Annotated in this window: 17 protein-coding genes; 2 read left to right on the plus strand and 15 right to left on the minus strand. The window is 47.6% G+C overall.

Annotation, left to right across the window (positions count from 1 at the left end; translation table 11 throughout):
- Positions 1-93: 93 nt before the first annotated feature.
- The 7 genes from ACG2F4_RS00540 to ACG2F4_RS00570 form a co-directional block, all read right to left on the minus strand.
- The gene (locus ACG2F4_RS00540; protein ID WP_395257207.1) at positions 94-1,113 is read right to left on the minus strand and encodes a FecR family protein; all 1,020 of its coding nucleotides are present in this window, start codon (positions 1,111-1,113) and stop codon (positions 94-96) included.
- A 281-nt stretch (positions 1,114-1,394) separates the two neighbouring features.
- On the minus strand, positions 1,395-1,949 hold the full coding sequence (locus tag ACG2F4_RS00545) for an RNA polymerase sigma-70 factor (protein WP_395257209.1): 555 nt from the start codon (positions 1,947-1,949) through the stop codon (positions 1,395-1,397).
- 266 nt (positions 1,950-2,215) lie between these two features.
- Positions 2,216-3,274 (minus strand): Gfo/Idh/MocA family protein, encoded by a 1,059-nt coding sequence (locus ACG2F4_RS00550; protein WP_395257211.1) that lies wholly within the window; start codon positions 3,272-3,274, stop codon positions 2,216-2,218.
- Positions 3,275-3,284: 10 nt separating this feature from the next.
- Complete coding sequence (locus ACG2F4_RS00555; RefSeq protein ID WP_395257213.1) at positions 3,285-4,538, minus strand: MFS transporter; 1,254 nt, start codon at positions 4,536-4,538, stop codon at positions 3,285-3,287.
- Between the two features lie 77 nt (positions 4,539-4,615).
- The gene (locus ACG2F4_RS00560; protein ID WP_395257215.1) at positions 4,616-6,028 is read right to left on the minus strand and encodes a four-carbon acid sugar kinase family protein; all 1,413 of its coding nucleotides are present in this window, start codon (positions 6,026-6,028) and stop codon (positions 4,616-4,618) included.
- Positions 6,021-6,662: a cyclase family protein gene (locus ACG2F4_RS00565; protein ID WP_395257217.1), complete on the minus strand. Its 642-nt coding sequence runs from the start codon at positions 6,660-6,662 to the stop codon at positions 6,021-6,023. The genes ACG2F4_RS00560 and ACG2F4_RS00565 overlap by 8 nt, the downstream gene beginning before the upstream one ends.
- Positions 6,659-7,720: an isocitrate/isopropylmalate dehydrogenase family protein gene (locus ACG2F4_RS00570; RefSeq protein WP_395257219.1), complete on the minus strand. Its 1,062-nt coding sequence runs from the start codon at positions 7,718-7,720 to the stop codon at positions 6,659-6,661. Before ACG2F4_RS00570 ends, ACG2F4_RS00565 begins: the two co-directional genes overlap by 4 nt.
- Before the next feature lie 223 nt (positions 7,721-7,943).
- On the opposite strand from ACG2F4_RS00570, the gene fbaA reads away from it, so the two are divergent.
- Both fbaA and ACG2F4_RS00580 read left to right on the plus strand, forming a co-directional pair.
- Positions 7,944-9,008 carry a class II fructose-bisphosphate aldolase gene (gene fbaA, locus ACG2F4_RS00575; RefSeq protein ID WP_395257221.1) on the plus strand — a complete coding sequence of 355 codons (1,065 nt, stop codon included), beginning with the start codon at positions 7,944-7,946 and terminating at the stop codon, positions 9,006-9,008.
- A 233-nt stretch (positions 9,009-9,241) separates the two neighbouring features.
- The gene (locus ACG2F4_RS00580; protein WP_395257223.1) at positions 9,242-9,886 is read left to right on the plus strand and encodes a GntR family transcriptional regulator; all 645 of its coding nucleotides are present in this window, start codon (positions 9,242-9,244) and stop codon (positions 9,884-9,886) included.
- A gap of 212 nt (positions 9,887-10,098) precedes the next feature.
- Here the strand turns inward: ACG2F4_RS00580 and ACG2F4_RS00585 are convergent, their stop codons facing one another.
- The 8 genes from ACG2F4_RS00585 to ACG2F4_RS00620 form a co-directional block, all read right to left on the minus strand.
- Positions 10,099-10,587 (minus strand): metallophosphoesterase, encoded by a 489-nt coding sequence (locus ACG2F4_RS00585; RefSeq protein WP_395257225.1) that lies wholly within the window; start codon positions 10,585-10,587, stop codon positions 10,099-10,101.
- A gap of 75 nt (positions 10,588-10,662) precedes the next feature.
- The gene (locus ACG2F4_RS00590) at positions 10,663-11,574 is read right to left on the minus strand and encodes a ketopantoate reductase family protein (protein ID WP_395257227.1); all 912 of its coding nucleotides are present in this window, start codon (positions 11,572-11,574) and stop codon (positions 10,663-10,665) included.
- Between the two features lie 149 nt (positions 11,575-11,723).
- Positions 11,724-12,884 (minus strand): tetratricopeptide repeat protein, encoded by a 1,161-nt coding sequence (locus ACG2F4_RS00595; RefSeq protein ID WP_395257229.1) that lies wholly within the window; start codon positions 12,882-12,884, stop codon positions 11,724-11,726.
- An 83-nt stretch (positions 12,885-12,967) separates the two neighbouring features.
- Entirely contained in the window at positions 12,968-13,843 is an 876-nt protein-coding gene (locus ACG2F4_RS00600; RefSeq protein ID WP_395257231.1) for an alpha/beta hydrolase family protein, read from the minus strand.
- Positions 13,844-13,853: 10 nt separating this feature from the next.
- A complete protein-coding gene (locus ACG2F4_RS00605) occupies positions 13,854-14,687 on the minus strand; it encodes a pseudouridine synthase (protein ID WP_395257233.1) in 834 nt (277 codons plus the stop codon).
- Positions 14,671-15,477 carry an SMC-Scp complex subunit ScpB gene (gene scpB, locus ACG2F4_RS00610; protein WP_395257235.1) on the minus strand — a complete coding sequence of 269 codons (807 nt, stop codon included), beginning with the start codon at positions 15,475-15,477 and terminating at the stop codon, positions 14,671-14,673. The genes ACG2F4_RS00605 and scpB overlap by 17 nt, the downstream gene beginning before the upstream one ends.
- Positions 15,478-15,618: 141 nt before the next feature.
- Positions 15,619-16,572, minus strand: a complete 954-nt coding sequence (locus ACG2F4_RS00615) for a succinylglutamate desuccinylase/aspartoacylase family protein (protein WP_395257237.1) — start codon at positions 16,570-16,572, stop codon at positions 15,619-15,621.
- On the minus strand, positions 16,544-18,499 hold the full coding sequence (locus tag ACG2F4_RS00620) for a glutamate-cysteine ligase family protein (RefSeq protein ID WP_395257239.1): 1,956 nt from the start codon (positions 18,497-18,499) through the stop codon (positions 16,544-16,546). The genes ACG2F4_RS00615 and ACG2F4_RS00620 overlap by 29 nt, the downstream gene beginning before the upstream one ends.
- Positions 18,500-18,532 lie beyond the last annotated feature (33 nt).

Raw genomic sequence — 18,532 nt, forward strand, 5'->3', positions numbered from 1 at the left:
CTGTACCTACTTATTCCTCATCAAAGCTGTCCTCCTTTTGGCTTAATATTCGTACATCTGAAATTAAATTTACCTACTGTTTCACAGCGTGAACTAGTTACGATACCAAATAACTTTATTTTCCTTTTGTTGATACTCTATATTCAGTGACATGGCCATCGTACTGAGAACATCATCCATTTCGAGTTTTTCCGTATGCACTGTCAGTGTCAGTGAGTTCAATTCCGGATCTGCTAATTCGCATTGAATTTCATAAATACGCTCCAGTTGCAGGCACACCTGATCCAGGGGCATACGCTCAAACTTCAATTCACCACTTCTCCAACTCAGGTAATTATCTACACTGGAATCCTCTACTCTTATCGTCTTATCCATAGCGGACAATATCCCGACCTGATCAGCAGACAACAGGACTGCGTCGTTTTGTTCAGCTATTTCGGATTCAAACGAAACACGACCCTCTTTTACCGCAACCAGGGTTTTACCACTTTTTTTCATCTCTTTTATGTTAAACGAGGTGCCCAGCACCTCCACAATGCCCTGTTCCAAGTGGACTTTAAATGGTTTATCATTATTTTTTTCCACTTGAAAAAAAGCTTCCCCTTTCAATTCCACTCTCCTGTAATCGCCCTTAAAAACTTCGGGGAATTCGATTTTCGAATTTTTATTCAGGTGCACTTTTGTGCCATCAGAAAGTGATATTATTCGCTGCTCCATACCGCCTGTTGTATAGGTGACTGTTGGCTCCTCCCAATACTGAACGGTAATAAACACCGACAGGGAAACAACAATCAGTAATACGGAAGCGGCAACTTTCCAGGTAGAAAAACTCGAAGATTTGTTTAGAATATTGTGGGCATTTTTGTAATTGGATTCTTTTTTTGAAAGCTTCGACCTTAACCTGCTGAGCCCCCGCTCGTAATCAAACAAGTGCGAATTGTTAAGAGATACTTCAGGTTCATCTTCCCAAGCCTTTTTAACCCGATTGTAAAAAGCCCGATTTTCAGGATCGCTTGAAAGCCATTCTTCTAACAATTCCTGCTCCTGTGATGTAATCTCATTTGAAAGATCACGAGTTATGAGTATCCAGATTTTTTCTTCGTACTGCTTCATGAACTACATTTTACCTTTTGACTTCACTTGTTAGACAGGAATATGGAGGGTGACCTACTACTCCAGGCTGATTATAAATTTTTAATTATTGTAAATTAAAGTAACATACAGGTGTATTGGCTCAACCTGTAAAATTGCCAGTATTCCAAATTATACATTGTTGGGGGCGTAGCGATCTTAACACGGGGGGAGGGGGAGGGATTAACACAATTCGCCTGTTTTTGTACTCATTCGTGATGAAATAGATTTTTCAATGGCCTGTCACAAAAGAATGAAATGTTTCACTGATCATCTTCCGTATAGGAACTTAATGTCTTTACTGCCGCTACCATCTGATTCTGCACCGTATGAATAGATATTGACAAAATTCCAGCTATCTCCTTGTACGTAAACCCCTCAAGTCGACTTAGCTTAAAAATGATCTTTCTTCGCGGGGGCAGTGTATTAATTAATGCTTCCAAGCGATTTTCCAGTTCTTTGAATATGAGTTCTTCGTCAGGATGGTATTTGCCAGATTCTATTTCACGGGCATTTTCAGTCAATGACTCTAGCTCATTATCCTGCTTTTCCAGATAGTTAAGTGCTTGATTCCGGGTAGCTGTATACAAATAGCCCTTTAAATTTTTTGAAATATTAAGCCTGTGACGCCTTTCCCATATTTTTAAAAACACGTCTGAAACAATTTCCTCAGACAAGTCAATGGACTTTACATACTGAAAAGCAAAATCACAGAGCCGGTCATAATATTTTTCAAACAGCTCTTCCAGGGCTTTTTGACTATCAGCTTTGATAAGCCTGAGCAAGGCTTCATCCGATTTTGTATCTATTGCTGTCATACCGTATCCCTTTTTTAGCATCCCTTTATTGCTCCCTTTTACAGGTTTTCAAATACTCATTCACACATCTTGCACATTGCCGAGACTAAAATTCTCTTTAATTTTCCTTTCTCCTTTGTCCTCTATCCCTTTTATGGGAATAGAATTTTATTCTATAAGTATATTTCTTGCTCAGTAGCAAAAGCCTGGATACTCAACTCATTATTCAAACTAACCGAGCATTGTTTACTGCTCTTTATTACTGCGGGAAATAACTTTTGAATATGTCAATCCACAATTTTATTGCGGGACTTGACAGTTTTCATTCTGACAACTGAATTTTTCTCAGCAGATTTATATATGGCTTCCTGTATATTCAGGCTCCGAAGGTAATTTGGCCCATTTGTTTCAAAAGGAGAGTCATTTATTAAACCATTCAAAAAGTGCATCTGCGTAAAGTAGACACTGTCACCGGCAAACCCTTTCCTATGGTGTTCGTATTCCACTGGTTTTACGGGTTCTCCCAATTTCTGTATGGAAAGATTTCCTTTGCCATCTAATCGCAACGTACCTCCATTTCCTTCAACCGTTACTTCCCCAAACGTGTACCTGTTATCGGCATAAATACTTTCATTGTACCTGTTCCCGTCATACAGCCCCATTGCCCCTGAGCTGAAATTAAACTGCACAATACCGGCATCCTCTCCTTTTATCTCTTTATTAAATTGTTTCAACCGGGCATAGACCGAGTCTACCTCTCCGGCTAAATACCGGTAGGTATCGATAAAATGGATGCCCGTTTCGTAGATCAGCAAACGAGGCATCGTTCGGAAATACGGCTGGCGATCCAGGTAGGCATCTTTGCCCCATCCATCTCCGGTACGCATTCTGGAGTACAAGGTGTGAAGGTGCTCTCCTATCTCGCCGGCATCGATCATACGTTTTATCTGCCGGTACCACGGTTGGAAACGCCAGTTTTCATGTACCATAAAGCGAATACCGGCTTTTCTCGTGTAATCCACTATTGATTCGGCCTCTTCAAAGGTAGGTGCCAACGGCTTTTGGCAAATGACCGCAATATTTAAATCAGCCGCTAATTTAGTCAGTTGTAAATGGGTTGACGGCGGAGTTATAATATCTACGAAATCAGGCTTTTCCTTCTCCAGCATTTCACCGGCATTTTTATAAACGCGCGGAATATTCCACATATCAGCCGCTTCGCGGGCTTTCTCTTGGTCCAAATCGCAGATTGCCTTTATGCGCACACCTCCTATTCGATTCCAAGCGTCATAATGGAATTGGCTGAAGTATCCTGCTCCTACAACTACTCCTTTTATATCATGCATATTTACTGCATTAAATAGTTTCGATTGGTTTATCCGGATTCATAAAAGACCACGCTATTATCGACAGCACGGCAAAAAATGCGGCAAGGTAGAAAAATGTATCTGTTGATCCGGTCAGTGAGGTCAGATAGGGAAATGCAAGAGAAGCGAGGAACGAGCCAAAGAAATTACCGGCCATATTCATTGTTCCGGACACGGTACCCGAGAATTTTTTACCGATATCCACACAAAATGACCATGATGGACTCAGTGTCATGTCGGCACCAAATATTGCAATTGACAGGAAAAGCACGGCTCCACCGGGAGTATCCATCTGCATACTTGCCAATACGCCTACCGCCACAAGTGTAAATCCCATAATGGCCGGAAGTCGGCGGGAAAGCTTCCATTTTCCCTTACGATAGATATAGTCCACCAGGAAACCGGAAAAAAAGTTGCCGGCCGCCCCTGCCAAAAATGGGGCAGAAGCGTAGAAACCCGTTTCAACCATGGTAAGATCGTAGGTCTGTTTCAGGTAGGGGAACAACCACGAGAGGCAGAAAAAGAAAATGAAATTGCTGCCAAAGTACTGGAACATCGCCAGTATCACATTCCCGGATTTCAACACATTCCAGTACGATAATTTTCCCTCGGCCTCTTCTTTGGTAAGCTTTTGCCTGGTTTCAAGGATATATTGCTTTTCTTCATCACTAATGCCGGGATGGTCCTCCGGGTCATCCCTGAACCACCAGTACCAGAGCAGAGCCCAGAAGAATCCAATAATCCCGAATACGATAAAACTCATGCGCCAGCCAATGGTACTTATCAGCCACGCTACGGCAGGCAGGGCCACGGCAGCTCCTATTCGAGAGCCTGAGAAGTTGATACCCGTTACAATTCCTCTTTCCTTCAGAGGTATCCAGGAGTAGACAGCACGAGACATTCCGGGAAATGCGCCGGCTTCACCAGCCCCAAAAAGAAACCGGGCTACCAACATTGATATAAAATTGTACGCAGCACCCGTTGCTATGGTAAAGGTTGACCATGCTGTTACAATACCCGTCAGCAGTTTCCTCGGGCCGTATCTGTCAGCAACATAACCAGTTGGTACCTGCGCCAGCGAATAGCCAAGAGCAAATATTGCAAAAACCCACCCCATCTGAGTGTCTGTAAACCCCAATGAGTGGGAGATCGACTCTTCTGCAGCAGAAATCATTGCCCTGTCAATGTACAGCAACAGGGACAATGTGAATGTACCAATCACAAATAAAACTCGTTTTTTCATTAGGTCAGATTTTGTTGATTTACATTTTACTTCATTGCCGGTTTTTGAGATAAATGAACTACTTAAAAATGCTGTAATTAAATCTCCTCACCCTTGATGCGTCTCAGCGCATCCACCAAAGCCTCGTCCCCGCCTACATTTCCCGGGAATATGATGTAGGGCATGCCCGGATACTTACTTTCATTGCCCAGCTCCCAGACCGGTATTCCGGGCAGAATCTGTCCCATAATGCGGGCTTTTTTTACATTTAGTGCCTCTGTCGCAATATCGCTGGAGGTAATGCCGCCCTTGGCAATCAAAAAGGAAGGCGTGACAGGTAAAGCGCGTACCAGATCTGAAATAAATGTTGATATCCTCTTGCCGATATCTAAATGTTTGTTAACCTCATCAGTGGTCACTACCTCTCTGCTGGTATAGATGAGCAGATCCTGGTTATCCTCAATGTATCTTTGCGTTGTTTTTACCCATTCTTGCAGCAGTCTTTCCCGATCCTCAGTCTGAAGCAGCTGTTTTACATCAAGTACCTTGTGCCTAAGATCAGCCTGCTCTATGAGCTTGTTGAGCTGACGTGTGGTTTTTTCCACAAACGAACCGGCGATAATCAAGCCACCATATCCCGAATGGTAGGCAAGCTCTTCAGCCGATAACAGTGGGCGTTGTTCTATTCCACCCATTGATGCCACAAATGATGCCGCCGTCCTTGCTACAAAGCTGCGTTTACTTTTAAGCAGGGCCAGACAAAACTTGTCGATATCATGATAGCTCAGCGCATCGACAACGAGATAGTTTCCTTTACTTATCAATTGTATCTGGCGGGCAAGATCTTCTACACTGTTGTTGCGTATCCTGTCAATGGAAAGACAAACTACCTGATCAGATGATACGCGCCCTCCGGTTTTTTCAATAATCCAATCCGATAGATGGGATGATGTGTAACCAAATGTCGGATCCTGCGCGTATTCGGTCTCCCCACAAGGCAGGTAGCGACCATCCTCACCGGCATAATGAACGCCGTTAAACGTAAGCCGCCCCCCCTCAATAAATGCCGGGTGTAATACTTTCAGATCGGGTTCTTTTCCGATGGTCTCAATCAGGGCATCCATCTCCGCCGGGTGATGCCCCCTTAGCGTGGAATCGCTCCGTAATATGACACTATAATCCCGTCCTGTGCTTTCCGAAACAGCCGTTAAATTTCGGGCTATTGTTGCAATGAGATCGCGGGCCTGCTCCGCGTTTAAACTCCGGGAGTTGGTCAACACATAAAAAATGGGTGTTTTCTCCCGGAATAGCTCGGCAAGGAGCTCTTCATCCCACGAGGTAACCACCGGCAGATCGTGCACGGTCTGGGTACCTGTCGGATCGTCATCGAGCACCACCAGCGTGCGATCCAGCTTCTCATTTTCTTTTCGTATTTGCCGAACCAGACGTGAATCCGGGCTATTGGATTGCCATTGCCTTATTTGTTCCTCTATCGTCATCTGATTATTCATCTTCTATTGCAATTACCCTGGCTGGTGCACCATCGCCGTCTTTTATTTTTAAGGGAAAGGCAAAAAGCGTACAGGTTTCGCCCTGTATTTTATCTATATTTGTCAGCCCCTCAATAATAATAACTCCACCCTCCATGAGGATCTGGTGGACTCGGGTAACCTCATCCAGGTTATTTACATCGGCCACCGAAGGCGGTTCGACCCCCAGCATTTTTACTCCCTTGTCGACAATCCAGTGGGCCAGCTGTTCTGAAATTCGGGGAAGACCTTTGCGATAACGTTCTTCCCAAACAAATGCCGACCACCCGGTTTGAATAAGCAGGCTGTCCCCGGGTGATATCTGATCTTTTACCGATTCCAGGTCGGAGACCGAAATGAGGTATGAATCTTCTTGGACCGGCAGCCGGAGTATATGAGCATGTCCTATGAACTCGGAGGGTTCAAAATCATCAATCGTTTGGGAATTAACGCCAAAATGGAGTGGGGCATCCATATGAGTACCGGAGTGTCCGTAGATATGGAGGGTCCGGGCATTCCAGCCGTCTCTTTCAAGTACCCTTGTATTTTCAAAGGATACCCCATCCATGCGCTCATCAAAGGTGAGTGTCAAATCTATCAACCGCTTGCCAGTCATTGCTGATCCATATTTTTGATAATTTGTTCAGCCACTTCGTTGGTTTTGGCACTGCCACCCAGATCCCCGGTTTTGATTCCGGACCGGGTTGTTTGCTGAATGGCCTTCACAATTGCATTGGCGGCTTTCTCTTCTCCGAGATGATCCAGCATTAGAGCTCCCGACCAGATGGTGCCAATAGGATTTGCTATATTCTGCCCTGCAATATCAGGAGCCGAACCATGGATCGGCTCAAACATGGACGGGTAGTCTTTCTCCGGGTTTATATTTCCGCTGGGCCCCAGGCCAAGACTGCCCATAATAGATCCTCCCAGATCACTCAGAATGTCCCCGATCATATTCGTCGTAAGTATCACGTCAAACACTTCTGGCCTCAATACAAAGGTGGCAGAAGCATTATCCACGTACATCTGGTTGTACTCGACGTCGCTGTACTGCGCTGCTACCTCCGCGATCACCCGGTCCCAATACGCCAGCGTGTTAATGAGCGTGTTCGACTTGGTCACATTGGTAACCTTGTTATTCCGCTTCCGGGCCAGCCTGAATGCGTAATGAGCCACCTGCTCGATCCCCTTGCGCGTAAATACACTCGTATCCGTTGCCAAACCGTGGGGTTCGTCCGGGTGAATGATCTTCCCGTTCTGTACAAACTCCCCTTCATTGTTTTCCCTGATAATCACAAAGTCGATATCGTCAAGCCCCTTGTTTCGCAACGGACTTGCAATGCCGGGCAACAGCTGCACGGGACGAAGATTTACGTATTGCTTGAAATGCGTGCGCACTTTAAAGGTATACATCATGGCCGGAAGGGTATCGTCTACATCCGGCAGACCCACGGCCCCGAAATAGATGGCATCGTACCTTCCGAGTCTTTCCAAACCATCATCCGGCATAAAGTCCCCATGTTTTTTATAGTATCCCGCCCCCCAATCAAATTCATCGACCTCAAGGGCAAAATCGATTTGATCTGCGGCCTTCTGTAGCACGGCAATCCCCGGAGGAATTATTTCACTTCCGATGCCATCACCGTGAACTGCTGCTATTGTGTATTTTTTCATTATTGACGCGTATCATTTTGGGTTTACATTAGCTTTAGGACTGTGAACAGATAACTCCATCTAATTCACTGATTATAACTGGCCTTGCATTAATGAATATCGTATATTGAATTTTGAATACAAAATTTAATTTTGGCAATCAGCTACTCTATGGTGGTTGTGATAGAACGATGCTATCGCTTTTGTCTAAACCTTAACAAAATAATTACTAACCATTAGTACCATGATATTCCCCCCCGGTGTTTTAACAGGTAACTCCGTAACCCAACTTTACCAACATGCCAAAGAAAAGGAGTTTGCCATTCCCGCCGTTAATGTGACCGGTACCAATAGCATAAATGCGGCACTTGAGGCAGCCAAATCCGTCAATTCTCCAGTGATCATCCAATTTTCGAATGTCGGGAGTCATTTTATAGCGGGAAAAGAACTCTTAAACTCCAGCCAGCAGGCCTCTATTGCCGGGAGTGTGGCCGCAGCACGCCATGTTCATGAGGTAGCTGAACTGTACGGAGTTCCGGTTATGTTACATACCGATCACGCCAACCGGGACCTACTCCCCTGGGTAGACGGTTTGCTAACTATCAATCGCAGACATTTCGAACAAACCGGCAGCCCCCTTTTCAGTTCACATATGCTTGATCTATCCACAGAACCTATCGACAAAAATATCGCGACCTGTAAAGAATACTTTAAAAAAATGACCCGGATGGGAATTACTCTTGAAGTAGAACTTGGTGTTACAGGAGGAATAGAAGATGGGTTCGACCATTCTGATGTTGAACAAAACAGTATGTATACTCGACCTGAAGAAATAGTCAGTGCCTACGAACAACTCTCAGAAATTAGTGACAAATTCACTATTGCCGCCTCTTTTGGCAATGTACATGGTGTATATAACCCCGATAACGTCGAACTCAGACCCTTAATACTCAAAGAAGCCCAAGAGATCATTACAAAGAAATTTAACACTGCCAAGAACCCCGTTACCTATGTTTTTCACGGAGGATCAGGGTGTACGCGGGATCAAATTCGGGAAGCGATATCGTACGGCACTGCTAAAATGAATATCAATACCGACCTTCAGTGGGCCTTCTGGGAGAGTATAAAAGATTACTATACCCAGAACGAGGCGTATCTACAGTCACAAACCGGTAATCCTGACGGGCCAGATAAACCCAACAAACCTTATTATAATCCACAGGTATGGCTCCGAAAAGGGGAAAAAGGTATCGTAAACCGACTTATCAATACATTTGAGGATCTTAAATGCATAAACCAAAATAGCTGATAATAAAGTAAAGGGTCTTTACTGACGGTTTTCATCAATCTCTTTTTTATGGAAGCCCTCCTCAAATCAACCAACGATACATGGAATAATTAAATATTTTTATTTCTCTTATATTTTACTGCCTGAATTATTACCCAGATAAAGAAATATTCTCGATATCATGCAGATCATTTCATGTCTGCAAAAAATCATAGTCCATTTAAGAAGAGCATTATACCATACATATCATAAATATGAGTACACCACCAGAACACATAGATTTGACCTCCTGGATTCACGAACAATTGAAATCACAAATACTAGAACATAAGCTAAAACCAGGACAAAAAATTGTTCAGGAAGAAATCGCAGAGGAACTTGGTGTAAGCCGCACGCCGTTGCTCAAAGTATTACAGATACTGGAATCAGAATTTTTAGTTGAGAGCATCCCACGCAGAGGATATTATGTCAGGGAAATCAGCACAAAAGAGATGATTGACGTATTTGAGTGCAGAGAGGTTCTTGAAGGGTTGGCAGCTCGTCTTGTAGCTGAAAAAGCAGAGGACTCAGATTTAGAATCGATTAAGAACTGCTTTGTGCCATTTATCGAATCTAATGAACCTATTGAGGAAAAAGAATATGAAAAAGCAGATCAACAATTTCATAGTCTTATTAGCCAGCTATGCGACAATAAAATGCTCTCCCGGCTGGAAATGATTGGCAATGTCCATATACTGGCATACCAGAAAGGGTTACTGCGTCCCCCGGAAGAGACGCTACCGGAGCATAAAAAAATTATACAAGCTCTGCTGAACAGAAATGCCGACGAGGCGGAAAAGGCCATGCGCATCCATATCAGGCGGAGTCGAGAGTCTTTAAAAATTAAATTGAATAACTGAGTCAAAAACTCCAGGTACATGAGGGAGTTAATATCTTACCACAAATCCAGGTTAAAGGAGGCTTAAGGCCTATATCTTATTAGCAATCAAATGGTTTTAAAAACCTAAGGTTACTCCTCAGATGAGAAAACAGTCCTCTGACGAGTAACATCAAGGGCTCTTAAAACTGATTTAATATAACCAATGCATTGAGTCAGAGATAATTCGTATAATCAATGCAGCTCAACAAACTCGACGTCCAGCGTCTCGGTATCAAGGAGTGCAACAGTGGCCTTTTCATCAAACCCGTGGGCCGTACCGGGATTTATAGCCAGCGTATGGTTCACCGTTTTGGTGAAGGCGGTGTGCGTGTGACCGCTAACGACAACATCATACAGACCTGACTTGTATAGCGCCTCCGTAATGCCGGGATATGTGCCGTGGTACACTGCGACGTGCAAAGAGCCGATCTCCAGCTCCATAAACTCCCCCTCCAGGTCGGCATCAATTGCATCAAACTTGTTCATCAGCAGGTACCGGTCCCCGTCGTTATTTCCGAAAATGCCCTTCAGGTTGAGGCCGTTAAAATGGGGAATGGTAAACGGGCTGCAGTAGTCGCCCGCATGCAGTACCAGCTCCACCCCCTTCTCCTCAAAAAGGTCAACCGCTTTTTTAATATGGGGTACATGGTCGTGCGTATCTGAAATCAAGCCTGTCAGCATAATAGCATATCTTTTTTATTATCAGTCAGAACAATACTAACGATTTTACCGGAGGCTGTCTATAATTGATCTCATTCAGGTGATGAGCTTTAAAAAAGCATACATCGTTTGGTTGCAGGGTACGGCAACTTCGTGTTTTTGGGCCAGTCGAACGATCGCTCCCGTAAACGCCTCGTACTCCAGCTTTTTTCCACTCTTGCGGTCGTTGTACGTGGAGGTAGTAAATCCTTCCAGCGCTCTGGATTGTTCGATTATGCGCTCCCGGTCCTGCTCGTTCAGTTCAATCCCCTCCCGCTTTGCCACTTGCCGGATCTCGTCAAAGAGGTTGTAGCACAACTGCTCGGACTCGGGCTCCACAAAAAGTTTATCCACCGTTACCTCCCCTACCGCTGTCATCATATTGAAAATGCTGTTCCACGTAAATTTAACCCAGACCTCGTGCCATATGTCATCAGAAATTGTAAACTGGATGTGCGTATTTTCAAACAGTCCTTCCAGGGCCTGCAGGCGGTCCGTTCTGCTTCCATCCGGCTCCCCAACGACCACCGACCCCAGGGAAATATGCCTGATAACACCCGGTTCCGTGATGCTCGCCCCGATGCGGCAGAATCCCTGAATCACGCGATCCGACCCGAACGCCTGTCTCAACTTTTCATAATTTTCGATACCGTTCTGTATAGTCAGAATCTGAGTATGTTCGCTCACCACCGGCTTTAGGTCCTCAATAGCCGCCTCTGTATCGTAAGACTTTACGGTGAACAGCACCAGGTCAGGTGTTCCCGCTTCCGTCGGACTTTCGAAGGCATCCACCTTCACCCTGGCGTCGCCTTCGGGACTTTCGACACGGATGCCGTGGGTTTGAATCGCCTCCAGGTGCGCTCCGCGAGCTATGAATGCCACCTCTGCGTTACTGCTTTGCTGTATGCGAGCTCCAAAATAGGCCCCGACGGCGCCCGCCCCCATGACCATAATTTTTTTATACTCCATATCCGAATATTTTTGAACTTAGCTATTTAATCCTCCTTTGATAAATACATAATTTCCTGGGAATTCTTAAAAAAGAACTTTGCTCTTTACAGTTGCCTGTTTTATCGATCCTGATGCTGACAGGCAACCGCAGGTACAGTATGCAGGCGTTAAAAACTTTTATCAAGCAACTCTTCCGCATGGCTTCGATAGTTTTCCTGGGCATCCATCTGCGTTACGGCTTCCAGGTATCGGCGGGCCTTGTCCCTGTTTCCAACCTGCAGGTGACTTCTTCCCAGGTAATAGCCGGCGATAACGTGCTGACTCCGGCTGCCGGGATCGGCCATTGACGCCCCGACCCTGTAAGCAAGCCGTAAGACATCGGCCGCCTCTGAATACTGAAATCGCCGGTAGTGGATGCGCCCCTTCCAGGTCAACAGTTCCTCCTTCAGAACCCCTTCAAACGCAAGCTTTTTCCGATCCCATCGCTTCAAAACTACTTCAATTGCCTGCAGGGCCTTTTCATCTTCGTTCATGCGGAAATAACTCCGAATCAATATGCGGGCGTAATAGTTGTTGTTGGGATAGGCCTGCACCAGCTGCTCCAGGTTTCGGGCTGCCTCGCTGTAATTCTCCTCGTACAGCAAGTTGATATTGGCCAGGAAATACCGTGCCTCGGCCTGTGCAAATATTCCGTGTCGTGCGGCTTCTGCCAGGAACTTCAACCCCTGCTGCTTGTTGCCATCAGGCAGGAACCATGATACGGTTTTTACAACCGGGTAAGCCTCCGGCAAATATTCAGAATAATACAGTTTGAGGCCCTCGGCCAGCTTCAGATCCGGCAGTTCGGGTTGTACCTCCTGTAAATACTGGTAGGCGTTATACGCTTTCCTTGACTGGTTTACACTTGTTATCCAATTATCACGGTTGGCGTGCTGCCGGGCAATATAGCCGTTGCTGATCGCTTTCATGATCAGGGCATCAGCGTGATTGCTGTCTTTGCTCAGCAGCCGGCTGCTTTGATAATCCACCCGCCCCATCAGGTTGAAAAACTTTTCGTCGTGGGAGCGATCTTCGAGATCGGCCAAAATCTGCCACCAGAGTTCAATTCCGTCAAACAGTGTCCAGAGTGGATGCCCGGGGTACCGCCTTTTCCAGGGCTCGAGCAGGTCGCGGGCCGCCTCCGGGTTAAAATTATAGAGCGAATCGACCGCCTGGCGGGCAACCGGCCTGAACTCGGCATCATTGATCAATTCCGGCGGATGCTGCGCATGGAGGGCTGGCTGCAGACTGGCGACGAGGATAAACGCAATAACAGATAATCTCAGCACGTACACGGTTCGTTTGAAATCGGAATAGTTGCACATCAGCTTATAAAACGTGCGTCACGTGAAAATCTTATTCCGCCGAGCCGCTACTTCAGATACTCCTCGAACCAGCGGGTGGTGTCATCCAGTATTTCGGCAAACTTTGGGGGAAATTCTTCCTCCTTAAACGGGTGGGCTCCACCAAAGGTATGGCCCGTATTATCCACCAGCTTCAGTTCCTTTTCGCCGGATGGACAGTTGCGGTAAAGTTTTTCAGCTTCGGTGTGCGGGACCGATTCATCATCCCGCGAGTGAATAAAAAGTGCCGGCAGATGCAGGTTGCTGACGCGGTTCAGGGCGATCACGCGGTCAGCATTGTTCACCGCATCCTCATAGACCTCTTTATTGATTCGCATCACCTGGCCGGTGCGCCCGTTCATAATCTCGGTATACCCTTTGTTCTGCCAGTCATTTTTCATCTGCATGCTCCAGCGGGCATTGTAGTCGGCCACCGCCGACCACGTGACCAGGCATGCAATCTCGGGGTACTCGGCAGCTGCCGCAACGGCTGTTTGTCCGCCTCGAGAATGCCCCAGGATGCCGATCGTGTCGGTGTCCAGGATCGCTTTATCGGTTGAAATCCGCTTCCTCTTCAGGGCCTCGATTATAGTGCCCACATCATCCAGGTCCTGGCTGAACGTCTCCCGGGCAAACAGGTCCAGCTGGTCAAACTCGGTCATATTTTCCCCGACCCCGTTCAGTGAAAAGTTGATGGCCACTACGGCAAAACCGGCTCTTGCCAGCTGGTCACAGGCGTCTGGAAAGGGTCCCCAGTCTTTAAACCCTTTAAATCCGTGCAGGAATATAATTACGGGAAACCGCGCGCTTGCGTTGCCCGAAGGGACGTAAAGGTCGTAATAGATCGGCAGACCTTCTGTTGAATCTACCGCTCCTGAAGTTTTTACGATATTAGTGAAAGGCATAGATATCTGCTTACTTGCTAAAATTCAACGTATCCAGCTTGACGAGCTTCCGCAGCCCGTTTATTTCTTTCTGTTTCAGATAGCGCCAGCGCCCCATTTTGACCCCTTTGAGGGTCAAACCGGCATATTCTACCCGTTTTAACTTGGTCACTTCGGCACCGAAATATTCAATCATACGGCGGACAAGGCGATTACGGCCTTCAAAGATAGAGAGCAAAATTCCGTTCCTGCCGCGCAACCTGCTGATCCGGTATGCTTCCGCTTTTCCATCTTCCAGCGGTATCCCCCGCACCATTTCGTCCAGCTCATCATCTGTGAGGTACCGGCTGGTTTCCACCTCGTAAGTCTTGCGCACCTGGTAGCTGGGATGCATCAGCCGGTGGGCAAGATCGCCGTCGTTGGTGAGGATCAGCAGCCCCATGGTGTGGCGGTCGAGGCGCCCGACGGGATACACCCGCTTGCCGGTGGCATCCTCAATCTTGTCCATAACCGTAGTACGGTCGCGGGGATCGTCGGTCGTGGTTATGGTATCCTTCGGTTTATTTAGCAGGATATAAACAAACGGCTCAAGACTGAGGGTTTGCCCGTCAACTTCAACTTTGTCTTCACGCGTTACTTTCGTCCCGTGCTCGGTGACAACTTCATCATTTACTTTCACCTTGCCCTGCTCCACATACTCATCGGCATCGCGGCGGGAGCATAATCCCGCATGGGCGATATACTTGTTTATACGGATCTTTTCATCCTTGGCGTAGTCCTGCCGTGCCTCGTTGGGCGTTTGCTTTGGATTCTGCTTATTACTTTTATTGCTTCCAGGTCTTTTTCTTTTACGTCGAGACGACATCTTCTACCTTATCTTTATCACCTGATTGTTCCTGTTCATCTTCATTTTCTCCGTCATGCTCCTCCTGCCCAGCTTCAGGGGCGCCATTGCCCTCGCTGTCCCCGCTCAACTTTTTGACAACATCGATCAGGGAGATATCATCTTCCTCTCCCTGCTGCTTTTCCAGATCTTCGAGCTCAAGTTGCCGATCGATCAAAAACTGCCGGTGTTTCGCCATATCATCATCCTTGAGGATCTCCTCGATCTCCCGCGGCTTGGGCAGCTCATCAATCGAGTTAAGCCCAAAATGCTGCAGAAAGTGCTCCGTCGTTCGGTACAGCAGCGGTTTGCCGGGAGCATCGAGCCGGCCCGAGACCTCGATCAGCACCTTCTCCAGCAGCTGGCGCAGAATATAGCCCGAATCAACCCCGCGGATGTCATCGACTTCCGGCTTGGTAATGGGCTGCTTGTACGCCACAATAGCCAGGGTTTCGATGGCTGACTGCGAAAGCTTGCGATAGGCATTTTCGTGCTGAATGATGCTCAGCCAGGGATCGTACTTTTTGCGTGTGGCAAAGGTAAAGCCTCCCGCCACCCGCTTAATATTGAACGCCAGCCCGTTTTCATCATACCGCTGGTTCAATTTGGATACAAACATTTCGATCGCATCGGGCTCGAGCTCCAGGTTTTCTTCGCCCTGCTGGATCACCTCGCACAGCTTAACGGCCGTGATCGGTTCCGGACTCGAAAAGATAATCGATTCGATAACGGATGACAGTCTTGTTCCATCTATGAACTGGTAATCATTCATTGCAAACGGGAGATTTTAATGCTATTAGGACAAATCCTTCAGTGACTGGCCAAAAATTCGTACAAATTAAGCTCATTTATAATGAAAGAGCTAAAATATTGGTGGTTGGTACAAGATAAAAAAATTTGGCAATCATACCTGCTACCTGACAATAAAAAATCCATCATCCCCCTGCTTTTGGTACAGGGGCATCAATACATAGCCGTCGCACTGCGCGCGGATCTGCCCGTTTCGGTCGCTGGCCAGCCACTCCCCCTTTTTTACCGGCTGAAAGTTGGTATAGCCGGGGCGCATCTCAAAACGGTCTCCGTCCTCGATGATATGCTGGTAGACAAACTCCACCGACGTGGGGAGCTGGTTATTCTGATGAAGCAGATGGCGATTGTACTCTTCATAGTTGGGAATGTTCGCGGCGGGCAGGCACCCGGCGGCTTCCACCAGCAGCATGAGTGCCGCGGTGTTATTGGTGACGGTCAGCTTATTTTGGTGATTCCCGCCCTCCAAGGCAAACGTAATGTAACCCGCATCCTGGAAATAGCGCAGCGCCGTACCCCGCAGGGCCTCTTCAATACCAAAAATCATGGGAACGTGCATGGCAGAAAGAAGCTTCATATGGTTTTCTTTCCGGGCGGTAATAGCAAACATTTCACCCTGTGCGGAAAACGAGTGGACATCCACAAAAATAACCGGGTTGTTGGTTTCTTCCGGAATCTCGCGCTGAATAACCCGCAGCAACTCCTTGATTTCTGCCCGCTCGGTGGATTCCAGCTCTTCCGCCGCGCTGCGCTCAATTTTATCAATAATTGAGGGAAACCAGATCCGGTTCATATCTTCATCCACAAAGCGCACCCCTTCATAAAGGGCGCGTTCATTGGCTCGAATTCCGACCAGTTTCCCTTTAAAATGTTGTTCCTGCCCCGCCAGCCCGGCAAATAAACTTTCGAGCGCGCGCAGACCCGCGGGCTCATTTCCGTGGATACCTGCGATAATAATTATAGTGGGACCATCATCGGCTCCATCAATTCGGCCGACAACGCGTGAACTGGCTTGTGTTGCGGGGGTAGGGTTAATAGTCGAGATCGGACTGTTCATCATTTTTGTTGCTGTTAGCGTGTATGACCCTTAACAAACGGGCGGTAATAGTCATATAGTTTCCTTCGGTGATGATACCTACCAAACGGTTGTTTTTGACGACCGGCAGGCAGCCAATTTGTTGGCTTTCCATGATATCCATCGCCTCAATAATGGAGGCCTCGGGATGAATGGTGATTGGGTTTTTTATCATGATCTCCTCCACCGTCGTCTCCAGCTCCTCATCATGATGCAGGGCATTGTTGTACCGGCGAAAAATATTGCGCATCGTTACCAGTCCAACCAGATGCTTTTTGTCGTCCTCCACAGGGACATACCGTATCCGGCGCCAGTCGATAAGATCGGCGGTAAACTCAATAATATCGTCCCGCTGCACGGTAAATAGATCGGTGGTCATAAACTCTTCGACCAGCAGGCTCGTGGGCTGCCAGTGCTCCAGGTCGTCCATCCGGGCGCGGCCCCACTTGTGAACCGGCTCTCCCTTCTTCTGGTACTTGATCATGGCCGTGGTCATGGCAGCCAGGCTCTGCTCTTTGGAGCTGTTTTCCTTCAGGAGGGAAGCATAATTTTCAATCATCCAATACGACAAGGTTTGGCCGGATTCCGTTCGCTCCTCAATAATCTCCAGGTAGGTATTGATATCGCTGCCGCGAATATTCGCCTTTTCAAGGCCCTCACGGGCGATCGGCAGCAGCTCTTCCGTAATCAAATCAACAGCGTCAATACGCCTGTCATCGATCCACCTGAAATTGGTATCGAGTCCCATTTTGGAAGCTGCAATAAAATTCATCTTGGCCTGGTCAAAGTCCATGACTTCCCTGATATCCGGGTAGTAGTCCTCCATCTTGTTCATTAATCCCAGCCAGAAAGCGGAGTTGGCCACCTCGTCGGTTACGGTGGGACCAGAAGGAAAAACGCGGTTCTCAATCCGCAGGTGCGCTTTGCCGTTGCTTATGCCATAGCACGGCCGGTTCCACCGGTACACCGTGCCGTTGTGAATCTGAAGGGCTGTAAGCAGCGGGGGCTCGCCTTCCGACATCTTTTTCTCCACATCCTCTTCAATCTCCGAGCTCAGCAGCACGCGGTACCGCGCCGTATCCTCCTGGAAAATATCGAGGATGCTGTCACGTACCCACTCATTGCCAAACGTCACCCGCGGGCTGCTGTCGCGCAGGTGATCGCCCACCTGGCGCGTATCCACCGACTGCTGGAACAGGGCGATCCGCGTTTCGCTCCACAGCCGTTTTCCAAACAGAATGGGAGAACCCACCGAACAGGCCAGTACCGGCGCCGTAATCGCCTGGGCGATGTTGTATTTTCGCACAAATTCCTCGGGTGTAACCTGCAGGTGAACCTGGAAGCCGGTATTGCAGGCCTCCAGCAACGGAGAATCAAATTTCATCAGCAGCTCGTCCATCCCCTGGATGCGCAGATCATACTCTTCGCCCCGCAGTTTATTTATCGCCTGGCAGAGGGCCCGGTAGCGCTGCAGCGGCGTCATATTTTTCATGTCCACATCGGCCTTGCGGATGGTCGGCAAAATTCCAGTAAGGATAAGGTCGCTGTTTAACCCCTGGGCGGCCTTGCGCGCGGTCTCAAGCCGTTCAGAAAGATTGTCTTCCATCTCGGAAAGGCACCGCCCCGTAAACTCCAGGGGCTCCAGGTTAATCTCCAGGTTAAACTTGGCAAATTCCGTGGTAAACGAGTCGCTGTCATCCAGTTTTTCCAGCACTTCCATAGAGGTGGGAGAGGCCTTCGCATGCCGGTCGACCAGGCAGAGCTCCTGCTCGGCACCGATGCGGAGCGGATCGGTTTCAAACCAATCGCCCTTCAACATCTTGTCCAGTGCGTGGAGGTCTTTCAGCACATTCTTCATAAACTGCTGAGTCTCCTCCTGGCTGTCAGCCAGCTTTACCCGTTGTTCACCCATAACTCTGCCCTCTTATTAGGAACCGCTTCAATA

The sequence above is a fragment of the Halalkalibaculum sp. DA3122 genome, assembly GCF_043951865.1.
Taxonomy (GTDB): Bacteria; Bacteroidota; Rhodothermia; order Balneolales; family Balneolaceae; genus JAMQKA01.